The sequence below is a fragment of the Arthrobacter sp. TRD_SC_6 genome (assembly GCF_055361185.1).
This window is the reverse complement of record NZ_CM143953.1, coordinates 3,076,668-3,092,825: the sequence shown is the minus strand read 5'-3', so window position 1 is coordinate 3,092,825 and position 16,158 is coordinate 3,076,668. Positions and strand designations below refer to the sequence as shown.

Here is a 16,158-nt window from a genome sequence, read left to right as displayed (position 1 = left end):
GGCGGGTGCGTGTCGAGGTACACAGAAGCCCCGGGCACGATAGCGTCCGGGGCTTCCATATATCACTGCCGGTCAGAGAAGCGACGCCATCAACGAATCGCCGCACCGTTTCCGCAAACGGTTCTGACCGTACACACGGCTCCCGGCAGGACCGGGAGCCGGGTCTTAAGCTGCCGTGAGATTCGCGACGGCGAACGATGCCGGCCGTGCGATGACCGGCACGAAACGGCCTTCCACGCGGAGGACGGTCTTGTTCAGGTGATCGAGCTTGAACGGGTTCCACTGGAGCTTGATGCCGCCCCGGTTCGCCAGACCGATGTTCGGATCGCTGAACGCGCCGACAACGGACGTTCCAACACCGACCGAGGGCGCCAACTGGACCGGGACGTTCCACAGACGTGGTTCCCCGGCATTGGTTGGTACGCCGTCGAGCAGGTAGGAACCGTCAACGATGGTCTGCGTCTCGATTTCCTCCCAGTCGTCGGGGTGCAGCACAATCGCCGTAGGTTGCGTGCCTTCGCGCTGGATCGCGCCGACGGCCCTTCGCAGAGTCAGGAGCTTGTTCGTCGCGAACGGGGTCCTCTTGACACCTGTGGTGCCGAGAATCCCGGCCATGACCTCGCCGTTCTCATCGGTGCCACCGTTGAGCAGCAGATCGTCCAGGCCCAACGCCATGCCGTAAAGCATTTCCCACTCGATGACCTGGGAGAACTTGGCGAAAGACTCGAGGTACTGGTTCGGGACCTCGGCAAGGTGCGCCACGGTCGCGTAGGCGTCGTTGACGCCTTCCCACTCTAGGGACGAGTTCGGCTTCTCCGCGCCACGAGCCACCGTCGCAGCCGCGAGGGTGCGCCCGACCTGCCGGAGGTAGGAAACGGCATCGCCGTCCACACCGTCCGAAGGGATCATGCGGACCAACTGGCTGATGAGGTAGTTGGACTGCGCCATCGTGCCGACGCCTTGACCGACCGGAACTGTGACGCTCCCACCGTTCACGGTGACGGCCTTGAAATTGCCGTCTGTGGCTCGTTCGCGGACCTCGGCCATGATCGCCTTGGCCGAAGCACTGGAAGGGCCTCCACCGGGCGCCACTGCCTTCGTGTTGGGACCGCTGCCACCCTCCCCGCCGTCGTCGTTGCCGATCATCTTCAGCGCGTTACGCGCCTCGTCGTCGGTCTTGATCTGCGCGGAAAGGGTGTTCACTTCGGACTTGATTGCCGACACCCTGACCATCTCGTTGTCAGTCAGATCCCGCCCCTCGGTTTCTGCCTTCTCCCCGATGGTGCGTGCTTCCGCGATCAGTGCCTTACGGCGTTCTTTCCTGTTCATGATGTGTTCCTGTTCCGGCAACGCCGAATATGGGCGTGCCTGTGGAAGAAAATTGCGATGAGGAACAGACGCGGAGTCGGTGGGCACCCATGCGGTTAGGTGCGCGCTCTACGCGGTCTATTCAGTTGGAACACCGGGTGTGGTCTGGCGGGTTCCAGAGGCGTGCGAGCCTCGGAGGCCTGCGTGGGCCTCGAATGGAGCGCCGGATGATCCGGTGCTCCAAGATTAACCCATCCCAGCGCTTCCAGGGTGGTTATCCACAAGCGACTCTTGGATTGCCTCGAAAAAGATCGCAGGCGGCGTCTGCGGCGGCGCCGTCAACGCCTGACCGACCATCCACGACAGGCTCGACAGCACGAGCGGGATCGACGCGGGATCTTTCATCAGGGCGCCGATCATCTCAGTGGCGGCTTCCTCATCACCGGAGTTGATGAGACGGGCCAGTGCCACGGCGTCGCGGGCAGTGGCGAAGTGGGTGCGGGTCGGCTGGAAGTCGTTCATCGTTCATCCTTTGAGTTGTTCGAGTGTTGGTCACAGAGTCGGGTTCCGGGTGGTGCTTCGAAGATCTCGCCGCACTCATCACAGAGGCACGTCCACACCTGTCCGGGTAGCTGCGGAAGCGGCTGGCAGCCACGGCAGAACTGGGAGACCGCGTAATGGCGCAGGATCTTCCCGCAACCCCTGCATGGTTGCTTCGGGTGATGCCGTGGGCAGTACTTCGGGAGCGCCCCGTGCCGAGCTTCCACAGGCACGAGAGCACCGCAGACCGAGCAGACACCGGACCGCTGCGTGCGCTCGACCTTCTGGAGGTCACGAGCTTGCTTCGCGGCTTCCTTGTGCTGTCGGCTGCAATAGACCGCCCGCCTGTCCATCCCCACCAGGGGGGTGCTGCAAAGCTCGTATCCGCAGACCCGGCTAACCTTCGGGGAGTCACCTTCAGGTGCAGATTCGAGAGGGAGTCCCCGTATTGTGCAACCAGCCTCCTTTGGACCGTCGCGACCCGGAGCAGTGTTTGTCTCCAGGATCTTGACTCCCTTACCCCCGACAGGGTCTATCCGGTGTCGTCGCGGTCTTGACATCTCCCGCGAGCGTTTCCGTTTCGTGGGTGATTGACCGGCTGGGACGGTGTTAGCCCGCTGGTGAGGCGTCTGTGGGTTCTGCTGGGATCTCGCACGTTCGGTGTCTTTCGCCTCGTCGGTCGGAGCGCCCGTTGTCCGTTGTTCGTCGTCTCGTCCGTCGCCTCCCTGCATCGGTTCGGCGTGATCGAGTCTCGGTGATGGCGGCGACGTAGGTTCCTGCTCGACGCGCTCGCTGTCCTCGTGTTCGTCACTCATGGTGTGTCACCCTTCCGGCGCTGGCTTCGACGTCGTTCGCTGAGTGTCTTACCGCCCCACACGCCGGAGTCCTGACGGTGCGCCTGAGCGTAGGCAGCGCACTCAACGAAGGCAGGGCAACCCGCGCAAGCTCGTGCCGCTGCGTTGGCGTCGTCATCGTCGTCATCCGACAGCCAGTCGAGATCCGGTTTGGTCAGGCACGGCACCTGTTCAGCGGTTGAGGCCACAGCCCGCATGAGGGCGGTGTACGCCTCGGCCCTGGGAGGGGTCAGTGCGTTGGGTCCTACCCTCGTGTCATAGATGCCTCGGGTGGACCTCTTTTCGATGCCTCCGGTAGGGAGCCGGATTACGCTCGGGGAGTGTGGGGTTCTCATGGCCGGGGTCATCGGCGCTCCTTCTCGGGTAGGGGTTTCGTGACTTTCCATCCGTCGCGGTCGAGACGCAGATGCGGTTTGCAGCGCAGGCAGGGAATGAGGTTGCCGTCCTGGTTCTCGCCTAGCCATCCGTTGTCGCAGTGATGCGGCGCGGGGTCGGGTTGCGGCGGGATGAGGCCGAGGTCTGTGGGATCTCGTTCTGGGCGCTCGAATAGAGGCTGCTCGCTCATGCCGATACCGCCTCAGCGTGGCCGTGACAGGTTGTGGCGCCGTTCGGGTAGTTGACCAGGGGATCGAGACAGACCGAGCACTGAGGCTGGTGTTTGCCGATGAACCGGAGATCCCGTTGCCCGCACTTCACGTCCGCTTTGCAGGATCGGCAGTTCTCAGCGATCTCCGTCGGATGATCCGCGCACTTCGCCCCGGCGTCGTACGTCCTGGCACGAGCAGCTTTGACGGCCTGCCTGCACTGTGCGAGATACGCCGGTTGCTGGAGTCGTCTGCGCGGTGCGACCGTCTGCGGGTCGCTGCGGGCGTACTCCAGCACGGCGCGCGATTCATCCACGTCAAGGTTTCGGGATGCCAGATCTTGAAGGATCAGATCTTCCTCCCCATCCCGTCGCGCAGACGTCGAACGGCTGACGGTTCGATCCGGCTGGGGAGGTAGGGAGGGGGTTCCGTTCAGTTCAGTTCTGTTAGTGGCGGTATTTACCGCCAGGTTCCCCGCCAGGTTCCCCGCCACATTCCCCGCCACATGAGAGGCGGTATATCCCGCCACATTGTTGGAATTGGAAGTGGCGGGATATACCGCCATATCGGACACGTTCAGCCGCCAGCGGACCGCGCGCCCAATCTTCCCCGCGCGAGCGATCACGCCAGCCGATTCCAGGACCTCCAGCCCATTCCGAACATCCCACCGGCTCATGCCCTCGATCTTGTCCGCGAGAGTTTGCGCGGAGGGGTAGGCATAGCCCTCCGCGTCAGCGTTCATGGCTAGGGCGATGAGTACGAGGCGTGTGCTGCTCTTACCGATGTTGGCTGCTTGACGAGGGATGGGGACAGAGAGCGCCCATTCCGTCCAGTCATCAGCCGAGATCATGCTCACGACGAACCACCGCCACGCGGACTGCCCAGCGCAGAGGCGAGCAGACGCCGTTGGTTCTCGGTGAGCGGAGGGGCCGACGCAGCGGATTGCCGCGCGAGGTCTCTGATCTTGGCCTTGTGTGCTGCTACGCTCGTGTTGGTATCAAGATTTACGGCCGCTTTGGGTTCCCGTCCAGGGCGGCTTTCTTGTGTCGTAGTCATCGCACATCGCCACCAGTGCGAAGCAGCGCGGCGATCCGGTTTCGTTGATCGTCGGTCAGGGAAGGGGCTTCAGCAAGGCTCTTCCGAACGTAGGCTTCGAGGCGTGCGGCTTTGAGCTTTTGCCGAGCGTCGGCTAGATCGGGATCGTTAGGTTCACGACTGCGGGAGAGGGACGCGATACGAGCGCGTTCATGGGTCCAAGACGATGACACTTTGAGCCTCCAGGCACGATAAATCGTGCCTGTGTCACGAGGCCTGTGTGGTCGGGTACGGAGCCGGACCGTCTCAAAGCTAGATTGCTCTAGGTGTTACCTACTATAAGCGCTGCGAAAAGCCGTCAACGGTATTTCCTTCACGCCATGTTGAAAGAACGTCGTCAGCACCGCGTCGAGTCGTGCAGCGTCTGTAGCTGTGCAGGTGACGCCGCACAGACCGCACTTGAAGATGGTCGGTTTGTACCTTTCCGGCAGATCAGGAGAGTGGTGCTGCGACTGGCTAGCGGCTTCGTCGGATAGCGCCCAATCGTTGCGGCCGCTTTCCTGATTCCGTCGCGGATCGGTCGAGCGTGAGCGGTTCTTCAGTGCGCTCCAGGTTATGGCGCCGTCATCGCCTGGAAGGCCTCGGTAGGTTGTCAGCCGTGCTGTCCTGCCTTCATGGCCGGGATCAGCACAGACCACCGTGACCTGCTTCTCGTCGCTCATGGTGTCCTCCAGTCGATGCGGATGAGTTCGGGGTCGCGTCCCTTGCCGATGCCGGCCGGGAGAATGGTCACGGTCATGAGCGCCTGTACGATTTGGCGCCGGATCTCCATCGGTGCGGCCTCCCAACGTTCGGCGGCGCCATGACCCATCAACCCGGCGAGGCTGGAGTGGGGGAGCGACTGCGACACAACGCGCCGTGCGTCCTCGATCTGGGGCCGTAGCTTCCCGCTGATCCGGGCCAGTTGCGTGCCGTCGATGATTCCGTCTGCGAACTGATCGGCAGCAGTCGCAAGCCGAGCCTCCAGCGCCCGCGCCTGATCCTCCGCTGCTTTCGCCCGTCCTGGGTCTCCCGCTGCAATAGCCGCCAGCGCGTCCGGCTGCTCCAGACGAGCTAGAACGTGCTCGACCACGACGTCATCAACGAGTGACTGCTTCCTGCGGATCTTGAAACAAGACTTGCAGCTATAGGCGGGCGGCTGCTGCTTCCCAGTCTTTGGCTGGATGATCCCGCGCAGGCGCCGCATGGTGGACCCGCACAGCCCACAGAGCGCGATGCTGGAGAGCAAGTGAACGGGCGTGTTCCCGACGTAGCTGTTTTTCCGCACCGGATCATCGAACATCGCCTTCAACTGGTGATGCGTGTCCTCGTCGTAGATTGGCTCCACGTTCGCGGGGCCGACGACGACCCCGCGATGAGAGCGCAGACCGGCGTTCGTCGCTCGCTGGAGGATCTGACGTAGAACCGTGCTGTTCCACGTCGCCGCGCGTGGACCGTGGATGCCCCGGGCGTTGAAGTCCTGGCAGATGCCTCGCAGAGATTCACCCGCGAGGAACCGCTGAGCGGCCTCTGCGACGATGGGTGCGTGCTCCGCGTGTTTGGTATCTCGGACTGCCCCGCTGTCGTCACGGACACGCTGGAAGCCGTACGGCGTGAATCCGTGGGGTTCGCCCTTCAGCGCCTTGTCCTCGAACTTGCGCTTCAGACGCCGGGACTGCTGATCGGTTTCATGTCGGGCCACGCTGCCCTTGATCCGGGCGGTCATTCGTCCCTGCGGTGTTGAAAGGTCGATGTCGCCGCCGACGTTCGCCAACTGGAGCTTGTACCGGTCGGCTAGGTCGATGATGTCCTCTAGCTCGCGAGGGGTGCGGGTGAGCCGGTCCACGTCCCACACGATGAGTGCTTCCAAAACTCCAGCGGTCACCGCGTCGATCATTTGGGTGTACTGCGGGCGGGCTTTACTTCTCGTCGCAGAGACATCATTGTCTACGTAGCGCTCAACGACTTCCCAACCGCGACGTGTGGCTTCCTTGGTGCAGTCGTCAATCTGGCGCTGAACTCCCAGGGCGGTGCCGTCAGCGTCTTGGCTGATTCGGGCGTAGATTCCGGCTCTCATGGAAAGATACTAACTCGATAGTGTTACCGGTTGTGTTCGGCGTACTCCCACTGACTGTCCTATTCGCTGTCTACCCGGGCATCGCCCTGATCGACCTCGGACTCTAGCCAGGAAAATCCCCCAAAGAAAGCAGGAATACAGCATGCGTCACCGCCTCACCGCTTGTTACATCGCCGCCGTCGTGCACATCGGCGCTCGGCACACCTACACCAAGGACGATGCCGAACGCGGCGACGTACCGGGTTGGGTGATGATCACGCTGATGTCGGCAGTGCTCGTTGCCGCTCTGCTCGCGCTCGCAGGGCCAGCGCTTGAGGGCCTCTTCAATGAGGCCATCGATCGCGTCAGCCCGTAAAGGCCGTGCGTATCCGCCGGGTGGGCAGCGTTGCTGCACTCCAGGGCGATCGCGGGGCCGCGACCGTCGACTTCGCGCTGGTCGGAGGACTTCTCACGGTCATCTTCATCGCGATCGTGCAGCTAAGCCTCGTGCTGCACGTGCGCAATACCCTGGTGGACGCCGCATCCTCGGGGGCACGCTATGGAACGCTGGCTGACCGCACGCCCGGGGACGCGGCAGAGCGCACCAGCATGTTGATCTCCGGCGCAATCAGCGGCGAGTACGCCCAGGATGTCTCGGTCACAGAAGTGAACCAGGGCGGCGTCATGGTTCTCCAGGTAACAGTGAGGGCCCCGCTGCCGGTGATCGGGCTCATTGGCCCTGCAGGAACAATGGAGGTGACCGGGCATGCAGCGTTACCTTCGTAGCGGGCACCCGGCGTTGCTCACGCGGCTTCTCGACAGGGTCACCCTGGAAACTTCGGAGAACGACGACGACGGCAACGCAGTTCTCGAGTTCACTTTCCTCGGTCTCCTCCTGCTGGTACCGGTGATCTACCTGGTTCTGACAGTGGGTCAGCTGCAGGGTGGCGCGTTCGCAGTGGTGGGCGCGGCGGATCAAGCCGCCAAGGTCTTCGTGGACTCGGATTCGCCCGAGCAGGCCCACACCCGCGCCGAACAGGCCGCCCTACTCGCAGTTACCGACTTCGGCTTCCCACCGGACGCCATGACTGTTCAAATCACCTGCGGGGGTACCTGCCTGGAGCCAGGGTCGAGTGTCAGCGTCGCCGTGGAGCTGAAGGTCCCGTTGCCGCTCATTCCGTCAATGCCCGGACTCAATACCTCCGCAGCCACGGTTGACTCCAGTGCAACCCAACTGGTGGAACGTTTCGGATGAAAATGGCCACGCAGTTGCAGCGTGCCGACGGCGAAGCTGGCCAGATCACCATAATGGTCATCGGCTACATGCTTCTCTCACTGCTCGTCGCCGCGGTGGTCATGGCAGTCTCCGCTGTCTATATCGAGCACAAGAAGTTGCTCTCTGTCGCCGATGGCGCGGCGCTCTCCGCGGCAGATACGTTCGGCGTTGCCGGCATCGCGATCGGGGAGGGCTCCGGAGAAGGCGAGCCCGCTCCGGCGCTGGACTCGCAGTCGGTCGCAAGCGCTGCCGCCGGGTACCTCGAGCGATCAGGGGCGGAGGCCCGTTTCAACGAGCTGGACCTCGACCCTGCAACCGGCGCGCCTGAGCCGCGCACTGCGCGGGTGGTGCTCACCGCCGTCGTGCACCCGCCGATTGTGAACTTTCTGGTGCCCGCCGGAATCCCCATCGTTGCCGCCGCGGACGCCCGCGCTGATCTCAGGCGATGAAGTCGCGCGAGAACGCATGACGTAGTCTTGAACAACCATGGCAGACATTGATTTTTCCGCAGAGATCCGCGCGCTTCGAGCCAAATATGAGTCCATTGAAGCAGTATCGGACGTCGAAGGAATACGGGCGGATATCGCCGAACTCAGTGAGCAGGCTGGCGTGCCGAACCTGTGGGATGACCCCGCGGCAGCGCAGCAAATCACCTCCCAGCTGTCGCACAGGCAATCAGCCCTTGAGCGGCTGGAGACCCTTACCTCCCGCATCGACGACCTCGAGGTCCTCGTGGAACTTGCTGCCGACGAAGACGACGAAGATTCACGCACGGAGTCAGTGAAGGAACTCAAGTCGCTGGGCAAGGCGCTCGACGAGCTGGAAGTCGTTACCCTGCTTGCCGGTGAATGGGACGAGAGAGAGGCCGTGGTCAGCATCCGGTCCGGGGCCGGGGGAGTGGACGCGGCAGACTTCGCCGAAATGCTCCTGCGTATGTACCTCCGCTGGGCGGAGCGCCGCGGCTATCCCACCCAGGTGCTGGACACTTCCTACGCCGAAGAAGCAGGGCTCAAATCGGCAACGTTCGAGGTCAAGGCCCCCTACGCGTTCGGAACCCTCTCCGTTGAGGCCGGCACCCACCGCCTGGTGCGCATCAGCCCCTTCGACAACCAGGGGCGGCGCCAAACCTCTTTCGCCGCAGTCGAAGTCATCCCGCTCATCGAACAGACAGATTCGATAGAGATTCCTGACAACGAGATCCGCGTGGACGTCTTCCGGTCGTCCGGGCCCGGCGGGCAGTCGGTCAACACCACTGATTCCGCGGTCCGCTTGACTCACATACCCACCGGCACCGTTGTATCGATGCAGAACGAGAAGTCACAGATTCAGAACCGAGCCGCTGCACTTCGGGTGCTGCAATCGCGGCTCCTGCTGCTCAAGAGAGAGCAGGAAGACGCCGAGAAGAAGGCCCATGCCGGTGATGTGAAAGCTTCCTGGGGCGACCAGATGCGCTCCTACGTGCTCAACCCTTACCAGATGGTGAAGGATCTGCGTACGGAGCATGAAGTCGGCAACACCTCTGCAGTCTTTGATGGAGAGATAGACGATTTCATCGACGCGGGAATCCGCTGGCGGGCCAACACCCGCAACAGTGAAAACTGATCCTGGGCGTTCGCTTGCCCGCCAGGTTTGCGCGACACACCGGTAAGTTGACCGCCAATACGCGAAGCAGCTGCCTATAGTCAAGGAGCCGGTGCTCCCTTCCCCCACCCAGAGCCCGTCCACTGGCAGCGATACTGGGCGCAGAGAAGTCATGATCAGATTCGAGCACGTCACCAAAATCTACGATCAAAAATCGAAACCCGCTCTCGACGGCGTCAGCCTCGAGGTTGACCGCGGCGAGTTCGTGTTCCTGGTCGGCGCCTCGGGGTCCGGGAAGTCCACGTTTATCCGACTTGTGATGAAGGAAGACCGGGCTACCCGCGGGGCAGTATACGTGGCAGGCCAGAACGTCGCGAATATTCCGAGCTGGCGCGTACCGAAGCTACGCCGCGGCATCGGGGTGGTCTTCCAGGACTTCCGTCTGCTGCCGAACAAATCTGTGTTCGCCAACGTCGCGTTCGCCATGCAGGTCATCGGCAAGAGCCGTGCCGTGATCCGCGAAACCGTTCCCGAAGTCCTCAAGACGGTGGGTCTCGAAGGCAAGAACAACCGCATGCCCCATGAGCTTTCCGGCGGCGAGCAGCAGCGCGTGGCCATAGCCCGCGCGATAGTCAACAGGCCGGGCATCCTCCTGGCCGATGAGCCCACGGGTAACCTCGATCCAACAACCTCCATGGGCATCATGAGGATCCTTGACAGGATTAACCAGAACGGAACTACCGTCGTCATGGCGACCCACGATGACGACATCGTCAATACCATGCGCAAGCGCGTCGTTGAGTTGAGGGACGGTTCGATCGTGCGTGACGACGCCCAGGGTATCTACATCGGAACGACGACGGCGGCTGCCGGATGAGGTTCGCATTCGTTCTTGGCGAAATCGCCTCAGGTATGCGACGTAACCTCGTAATGGTCGTCTCAGTAGTCCTGGTTACCTTCATCTCCCTGACGTTTGTTGGTTCGGCCGGGCTGCTGCAACTGCAGATCAACCAGATGAAGGGGTTCTGGTATGACCGTGTGCAGGTGGCGGTGTTCCTTTGTGTCGACAACTCGACCGCTGAAAGTTGCGCAGCCGGGCCAGTAACGGATGAGCAGCGTGCGGCAATCGAAACAAAGCTGAACTCACCCGAACTCGCCGCCTATGTCAAAACCGTGGAATACGAGTCGCAGGACCAGGCGCTGGCTCACTTCCGGGAACAGCTGGCGAACTCGCCGATAGTGGATGCAGTAACCGCCGAGCAATTGCCTGAATCCTTCAGGGTGGGTTTGGTGGACCCGGAGAAGTACGAAGTAATCAGTGAAGCTTTCTCTTCACAGCCTGGCGTCGATGTGGTCAGCGACCAGCGCGAGTTCCTTGAAGAGATTTTTGGCTATATCAACATAGCGTCGCTCGTTGCCCTGGGCATCGCCATCGTCATGAGTATCGGTGCGATCCTTCTGATCGCCACCACAATCCGCCTCTCGGCCTTCAGCAGGCGGAGGGAAACGGGGATCATGCGGCTTGTGGGTGCAAGCAAGGCGATCATTCAGCTGCCCTTTGTTTTGGAGGGAGTCATCGCTGCGATTCTTGGGGCGGCAATCGCCTCCGGGACGCTGTGGGCGGTGCTTCGTTACGGCGGTGAATGGCTCTCGCGCGAGTACCCACAAATGGGCTTTATCTCCACCGACCAATTGTTCCTCGTGGTACCCGGGCTCTTCCTGCTTGGAGCTCTGCTCGCGGGTGTGTCCTCGCTATTAACCCTCAGACGCTACTTGAAGGTTTAGGGTGGGAACTGTGAGAAACCCAAGCACGCGGAGCTTTGCCTCCGCACACCTCCTTTCTTTTCGTCGTCCCGGCGTCGCCAAGGCGCTGGCGGGAGTATCGCTGGCTACTGTAGCCGCCCTCACCATGACCTTGAGTGGGCCAGTCTTTGCCGATGAGCTGGACAATGAGAAGTCCGCCCTTGAGCAGGAAATCACCGAGGTCCAAGAGTCCATTGAGTATCTCGACGCTGACATCTCCGAGACCATCGCCCAGCTGAAGGTCTATCAGGGCCAGCTTCCCGGTGCGCAGCAGTCCCTTGCTGATGCCGAGGGCCGGGTTGAGGCAGCGGTCGCTGAAGTGAACGCGCTGGCTCAGAGAGTCCAGCTCGCCCAGGAGACGAAGAACAAGATCACAGAGCAGCTCAAGCAGGACGAAGCTGAGATGGTGAAGACCAAAGAGGTGATTGGCCAGATCGCTACCCAGGCGTACAAGAGCGGCGGTGTTCCGACCAGCCTCTCCCTGATGCTCGGCAGCGAAGGTTCCGACGGCTTTGCCTCCATGGAACTCGTTGACCAGGCGCTTCGCAGCCAGAATGCGGCGCTCGAGCGCCTGAGCCAGCAAAGTGCCACCAACGTGAACTCGCAGGCGCGGTTGACGGCGGTCGAGGAGGAAATCCGGGACCTCAAGGCGCAAGCCGACGAAGCGCTCGCTGCTGAACAGACCGCGCGTGATGAGGCTGCAGCTGAGAAGGCGAAGGTAGACAAGCTGATTTCGGACACGTCGAAGCTTTCTGAGAAGTTACGGGAGCAAAAGCCCGTCATCGAAGCGAAGCTGGCGAAGGTCGAGCAGGCCCATCAGCAGGTCGTGGACGATATAGCTGAGCGCCAGCGGATATTGATCGAAGAGGCACGAAAGCGAGAGGAAGCCAGACTCAAGGCGGAAGCCGAGGAGCGGGCGCGAATCGAGAACGAGCGTCGAGCGGCTGCAGCAGCAGAGGCTAACCGCATCGCGGCGGCAGCTGCGGAGGCTAACCGCATCGCGGCGGCGGAAGCTGCGGAGGCCAACCGGCGTGCCGCGGCGGCAGCAGCAGCAGCGAACCGCCCCAAACCGGCGCCGGTAGTAGTGCCAGCACCGGTAGTAGTACCGCCGCCAGTCGTTCCCGAGCTGGTGGCTCCCGTAATAGTTGCGCCCCCTGCATCCAGCCCCTCGGCTTTTGGTTTGCGTGCTCCCGTTAACGGTCCCATCACCTCCGGTTTCGGCTGGCGCCCGACGCCGATCGGCACCATCGATTTCAACGGAACCGGGGGGTACACCCACACCGGCATTGACTACGGGGTGGCTTGCGGCACCCCCCTCTACGCGCCGGCCGCCGGCGAGATCTGGTTCGCCGATTCCAACGTCCTGCCTGGTGCCGGAAACCGCATCGTGATGAACCACGGCGTTATCGGCGGGAACGCGCTGGCGACGAACTTCTATCACCTGTCAAATTTCACCGTTGCACCGGGACAAAAAGTAAGTGCAGGCCAACTCATCGGTTACACCGGAACAACGGGCAACTCGACCGGATGCCACCTGCACTTCGAGACGGTACTTAACGGCAGCCTGGTTGACCCGATGGGTATCCTCTAGGCGCGACGCCGTAGACTGGGTACGTCCAAGATTCATGCCAGGCGTACACAGAGGACACCAGGCTGGCGTTACTGAAGGAGTTGACCGTGCCCAAGGAAAGTGGCCGTAAGGTAGTGGCCACCAATCGGAAGGCCCGGCACGACTACCAGGTGCTGGACACCTATGAAGCAGGACTCTCTCTCCAGGGGACTGAGGTGAAGTCCCTTCGCGCCGGGCGGGCGTCGCTGGTAGACGGCTTCGCGATCTTTTACAACGACGAACTGTGGCTCGAAGGTATTCACATACCCGAGTATTCGCAAGGCAGCTGGACAAACCATGCCGCACGCCGTCGTCGTAAGCTGCTGTTGCACCGTGAGGAGCTCACCAAAATCTCGCACAAGATCCGTGAAAGCGGATTCACCATTGTGCCTTTGCAGCTGTACTTCCTGAACGGGCGGGCCAAGGTTGAAATAGGCATTGCGCGCGGCAAGCGGGAATATGACAAACGGCAGACCCTCCGCGAACAGCAGGACGGCCGCGAGGCACTGCGCGCCATGCGGGAAAGAAACCTCGGCGCATGAGCGACGTTTTCTGGGACGCACAGGATGCCGCCGACGACGACGTCGAGGAATCGGAGTTCAAGACCAAGCGGCCGTGGTGGGTCACCGTAGGGGCGATCATCAATCTCCTGCTGCTGTTCGCCATGGTCCCAGCTGGAATACTCGCGCTGATTCCCTTCCTTTTCCTCATTTATGTGTACTTCGCGCAGCTCATTGTCTGGGTATCCCCGCTGCTCGTGCTCATGAACATAGCCGTGTTCTGGTGGAGCTTCCAGCGCAAGCAGGCCGCCACAACTGCGTTGGCCGCGCTCGGCCTCGCGTTCGTCACAGTGTCCTTCGTGGTCCTGACGCTGTGGCAATCCCAGATCGTCATTTTTGGAATCGGTTTCTGACCGCGGATCCAAGGACAGCTCCAAAGGAATGATCCGCAGCGAGTCTGCGTTAGAATAGGTGTCCCGGAGAAATTCGGGTAGTAAACAGTTGGTTGACAACTACATATGGGGATGACAGGTTTCGACGATGTTAGTTGCGACAGGTGAAGCGGGCCGAGGATACAGGGTTATCTCGTAAACGCTCTCTGTAAACAACAAGTGCCGAACAAAAACGCACTGACTTCGCTCTCGCTGCCTAAGCAGCCGAGCTAGTCCGTCAGCCCGGGTACGCTCTCGACCCGGATACTGGCGTCATTTAGAGGGCCACTGCTCTTGGTTCTCGTTGCAGGAACCAAGGGGACTCTTATGCAACTGGGCCCGGATCAGCCACTCGTTTGCATGATGGCTGGGGCCGAGAAACTCCAACGCAAACTGCGCCCGGAGAAGCCCTGACTAAACTGCATCGGACGCGGGTTCAATTCCCGCCATCTCCACATCGAACGCCCCCGGCAGTAGCCGGGGGTGTTTGCGTTAACCCGCGCGGCGCGGGACCTAAGCCGGTAGCGCCTGCCGGCCCCCACACCTCGCTCCGCTCGGCGCGGGACCTAAGCCAGTAGGCTTAACAGGTGAGCTGGATGAATGATCGGCCGTCGTGGTTACCACCGCTCCCACCTCCGCATCGGGGCCGGGCGCTGATGCGATTTGGCCTGCTGCTGGTCATTGGAACCTTCATCTACATTTTCATCATGAGCTACCTGGGCGGCACACACACCCTTTACACGCTGCTGCCTCTCGCGGTTGGGCTGGTCTGTCTGATTATCGGGCTGACGAGGCGCAATGAGGGCCGCTGAGGAAAGGACCCCGCGATGAGCGAGAACACCGAGGCGGAACCGGCATGGTGGACCGGCGCCGTCGTCTACCAGATCTACCCACGCAGCTTTGCTGACTCCAACGGTGATGGCGTCGGTGACCTCGGCGGGATCATCGGGAAGCTCGACCATCTGATGGAGCTGGGCGTCGATGTACTTTGGCTGTCGCCTATCTACGCCTCGCCGCAGCACGACAACGGTTACGACATCAGCGACTACCGCGATGTCGACGCCACCTTCGGGACGCTTGAGCAGTTAGACGAGCTTCTCACGGCAGTCCATGACCGCGGAATGAAGCTTGTCATGGACTTGGTGGTGAATCACACCTCGAGCGAGCACCCCTGGTTTATTGAATCAGCTTCCTCGGTCGATAGTTCGAAACGGGATTGGTACTGGTGGCGGCCTCCGAAGGAAGGGTTCAGTCCGGGGGAGAGGGGTGCCGAGCCGACCAATTGGGGCGCTGCTTTCAGCGGGCCAAGCTGGACGCTCGATCCAGAAACCAGGGAATACTACCTGCACCTGTTTGCTCCAGAGCAGCCGGACCTGAACTGGGAGAATCCTGCCGTCCGGACCGCCGTTTACGAGATGATGTCCTGGTGGCTGGATCGCGGCGTCGACGGCTTCAGGATGGATGTCATCAACTACATCTCGAAGGATCCGTCCCTGCCCGATGGTTCAGTGCCCCCAGGGAGGCTCTGGGGCGATGGTTCGCCGAGCTTCATCTCGGGTCCCCGCGTCCACGACTACCTGCAGGAGATGCACAGGGAAGTCTTTGCTGGTCGTGACGCCCAGCTCATTACCGTGGGCGAGATGCCCGGCGTGACGATCGACGAGGCGAAACTTTTTACCGACCCGGCACGGGGCGAGGTGGATATGGTTTTCCAGTTTGAGCATGTCGGCCTGGACCACGGCCCCGGGGGCAAATGGGATCACAGGGAGCTGGACCTCCTTGAGCTCAAAACATCGTGGAACCGTTGGCAGAAGGGATTGGCGGCAACCGGCTGGAACAGTCTCTACCTCAACAATCACGACCAGCCGCGCCTCGTCTCGCGGTTCGGCGACGACACCGCCTACCGCTACGAATCAGCCACCCTATGGGCGGCCATCCTCCACCTCCACAGGGGCACCCCCTTCATCTACCAGGGTGAGGAGATCGGCATGACCAACGCGCCCTTCACCTCCATCGACGATTTCCGGGACCTTGAGTCCATCAATCACTACTACGAAGCGACCGGGTCCCTGGCCCAGAACCCATCGGAGGTGCTGAAAGGCCTGCGAAGGATGAGCAGGGATAACGCACGTACGCCCGTTCAGTGGAATGGCACGCCGCACGCTGGATTCACTACCGGTACACCCTGGATCCCAGTCAATCCCAACTACTCGACGCTCAACGTGGAAGCGGACCGCGCGACGGAACGCTCCGTGTTCCGTTTCTACCAGGAGCTGATTCAGCTTCGACACGAGGACGAGGTGGTGCGGCTGGGCGAATTCTCCATGCTGGAGGAGGATCACCCAACCCTCTACGCGTTCACCAGATCGTTCAGCGGCCGCTCCATCCTTGTGTACGGAAACGTTTCAGGCGAACTGCTCGAGCTGCCGGAAGCGCTTCGCGGGGGCGAGTTGGTGCTCGCGAACTACTCAGACTCAGGATCGGCACAGTTGAGGCCGTGGGAGGTCCGCGTACGCGCGCTCGACTGAGCAACAGGCGCGCA

Annotated in this window: 19 protein-coding genes and 1 other RNA gene; 13 read left to right on the top strand and 7 right to left on the bottom strand. The window is 61.7% G+C overall.

Going from position 1 to position 16,158, the window contains the following annotated elements:
* Positions 1–165: 165 nt before the first annotated feature.
* The 7 genes from ACWA1U_RS14695 to ACWA1U_RS14665 all read right to left on the bottom strand — a co-directional run bounded on the left by ACWA1U_RS14695 (position 166) and on the right by ACWA1U_RS14665 (position 6,437).
* On the bottom strand, positions 166–1,329 hold the full coding sequence (locus tag ACWA1U_RS14695; RefSeq protein ID WP_463722899.1) for a phage major capsid protein: 1,164 nt from the start codon (positions 1,327–1,329) through the stop codon (positions 166–168).
* A 225-nt stretch (positions 1,330–1,554) separates the two neighbouring features.
* A complete protein-coding gene (locus tag ACWA1U_RS14690) occupies positions 1,555–1,830 on the bottom strand; it encodes a hypothetical protein (RefSeq protein WP_463722898.1) in 276 nt (91 codons plus the stop codon).
* A gap of 829 nt (positions 1,831–2,659) precedes the next feature.
* Positions 2,660–3,049: a WhiB family transcriptional regulator gene (locus tag ACWA1U_RS14685; RefSeq protein WP_463722897.1), complete on the bottom strand. Its 390-nt coding sequence runs from the start codon at positions 3,047–3,049 to the stop codon at positions 2,660–2,662.
* A 214-nt stretch (positions 3,050–3,263) separates the two neighbouring features.
* Entirely contained in the window at positions 3,264–4,136 is an 873-nt protein-coding gene (locus tag ACWA1U_RS14680) for a helix-turn-helix domain-containing protein (RefSeq protein ID WP_463725057.1), read from the bottom strand.
* A 2-nt stretch (positions 4,137–4,138) separates the two neighbouring features.
* Positions 4,139–4,342 (bottom strand): hypothetical protein, encoded by a 204-nt coding sequence (locus ACWA1U_RS14675; RefSeq protein ID WP_463722896.1) that lies wholly within the window; start codon positions 4,340–4,342, stop codon positions 4,139–4,141.
* Between the two features lie 308 nt (positions 4,343–4,650).
* Positions 4,651–5,043 carry a hypothetical protein gene (locus tag ACWA1U_RS14670; RefSeq protein WP_463722895.1) on the bottom strand — a complete coding sequence of 131 codons (393 nt, stop codon included), beginning with the start codon at positions 5,041–5,043 and terminating at the stop codon, positions 4,651–4,653.
* On the bottom strand, positions 5,040–6,437 hold the full coding sequence (locus ACWA1U_RS14665) for a recombinase family protein (RefSeq protein ID WP_463722894.1): 1,398 nt from the start codon (positions 6,435–6,437) through the stop codon (positions 5,040–5,042). The genes ACWA1U_RS14670 and ACWA1U_RS14665 overlap by 4 nt, the downstream gene beginning before the upstream one ends.
* Before the next feature lie 142 nt (positions 6,438–6,579).
* Between ACWA1U_RS14665 and ACWA1U_RS14660 the strand changes: the two genes are divergently transcribed.
* The 13 genes from ACWA1U_RS14660 (at position 6,580) to ACWA1U_RS14600 (ending at position 16,144) form a co-directional block, all read left to right on the top strand.
* Positions 6,580–6,792, top strand: a complete 213-nt coding sequence (locus ACWA1U_RS14660; RefSeq protein ID WP_463722893.1) for a hypothetical protein — start codon at positions 6,580–6,582, stop codon at positions 6,790–6,792.
* Between the two features lie 5 nt (positions 6,793–6,797).
* Positions 6,798–7,202, top strand: a complete 405-nt coding sequence (locus tag ACWA1U_RS14655) for a TadE/TadG family type IV pilus assembly protein (RefSeq protein ID WP_463722892.1) — start codon at positions 6,798–6,800, stop codon at positions 7,200–7,202.
* Positions 7,183–7,671, top strand: a complete 489-nt coding sequence (locus tag ACWA1U_RS14650; RefSeq protein WP_463722891.1) for a hypothetical protein — start codon at positions 7,183–7,185, stop codon at positions 7,669–7,671. The genes ACWA1U_RS14655 and ACWA1U_RS14650 overlap by 20 nt, the downstream gene beginning before the upstream one ends.
* Positions 7,672–7,673: 2 nt before the next feature.
* Positions 7,674–8,141 carry a pilus assembly protein TadG-related protein gene (locus ACWA1U_RS14645; protein ID WP_463722890.1) on the top strand — a complete coding sequence of 156 codons (468 nt, stop codon included), beginning with the start codon at positions 7,674–7,676 and terminating at the stop codon, positions 8,139–8,141.
* A gap of 37 nt (positions 8,142–8,178) precedes the next feature.
* Complete coding sequence (prfB, locus tag ACWA1U_RS14640; protein WP_463722889.1) at positions 8,179–9,294, top strand: peptide chain release factor 2; 1,116 nt, start codon at positions 8,179–8,181, stop codon at positions 9,292–9,294.
* A gap of 151 nt (positions 9,295–9,445) precedes the next feature.
* Positions 9,446–10,150, top strand: coding sequence for a cell division ATP-binding protein FtsE (gene ftsE, locus ACWA1U_RS14635; RefSeq protein WP_463722888.1), 705 nt, complete (start codon positions 9,446–9,448; stop codon positions 10,148–10,150).
* Entirely contained in the window at positions 10,147–11,058 is a 912-nt protein-coding gene (gene ftsX, locus ACWA1U_RS14630) for a permease-like cell division protein FtsX (RefSeq protein ID WP_463722887.1), read from the top strand. The genes ftsE and ftsX overlap by 4 nt, the downstream gene beginning before the upstream one ends.
* Before the next feature lie 10 nt (positions 11,059–11,068).
* Positions 11,069–12,667 (top strand): peptidoglycan DD-metalloendopeptidase family protein, encoded by a 1,599-nt coding sequence (locus ACWA1U_RS14625; RefSeq protein ID WP_463722886.1) that lies wholly within the window; start codon positions 11,069–11,071, stop codon positions 12,665–12,667.
* 86 nt (positions 12,668–12,753) lie between these two features.
* Entirely contained in the window at positions 12,754–13,227 is a 474-nt protein-coding gene (gene smpB / locus ACWA1U_RS14620) for an SsrA-binding protein SmpB (protein ID WP_463722885.1), read from the top strand.
* Entirely contained in the window at positions 13,224–13,598 is a 375-nt protein-coding gene (locus tag ACWA1U_RS14615) for a hypothetical protein (RefSeq protein ID WP_463722884.1), read from the top strand. Before smpB ends, ACWA1U_RS14615 begins: the two co-directional genes overlap by 4 nt.
* 107 nt (positions 13,599–13,705) lie before the next feature.
* Positions 13,706–14,074: a transfer-messenger RNA gene (gene ssrA, locus ACWA1U_RS14610) on the top strand.
* A gap of 129 nt (positions 14,075–14,203) precedes the next feature.
* The gene (locus ACWA1U_RS14605) at positions 14,204–14,428 is read left to right on the top strand and encodes a hypothetical protein (RefSeq protein WP_463722883.1); all 225 of its coding nucleotides are present in this window, start codon (positions 14,204–14,206) and stop codon (positions 14,426–14,428) included.
* A gap of 15 nt (positions 14,429–14,443) precedes the next feature.
* On the top strand, positions 14,444–16,144 hold the full coding sequence (locus ACWA1U_RS14600; protein WP_463722882.1) for a glycoside hydrolase family 13 protein: 1,701 nt from the start codon (positions 14,444–14,446) through the stop codon (positions 16,142–16,144).
* Positions 16,145–16,158: the final 14 nt, after the last annotated feature.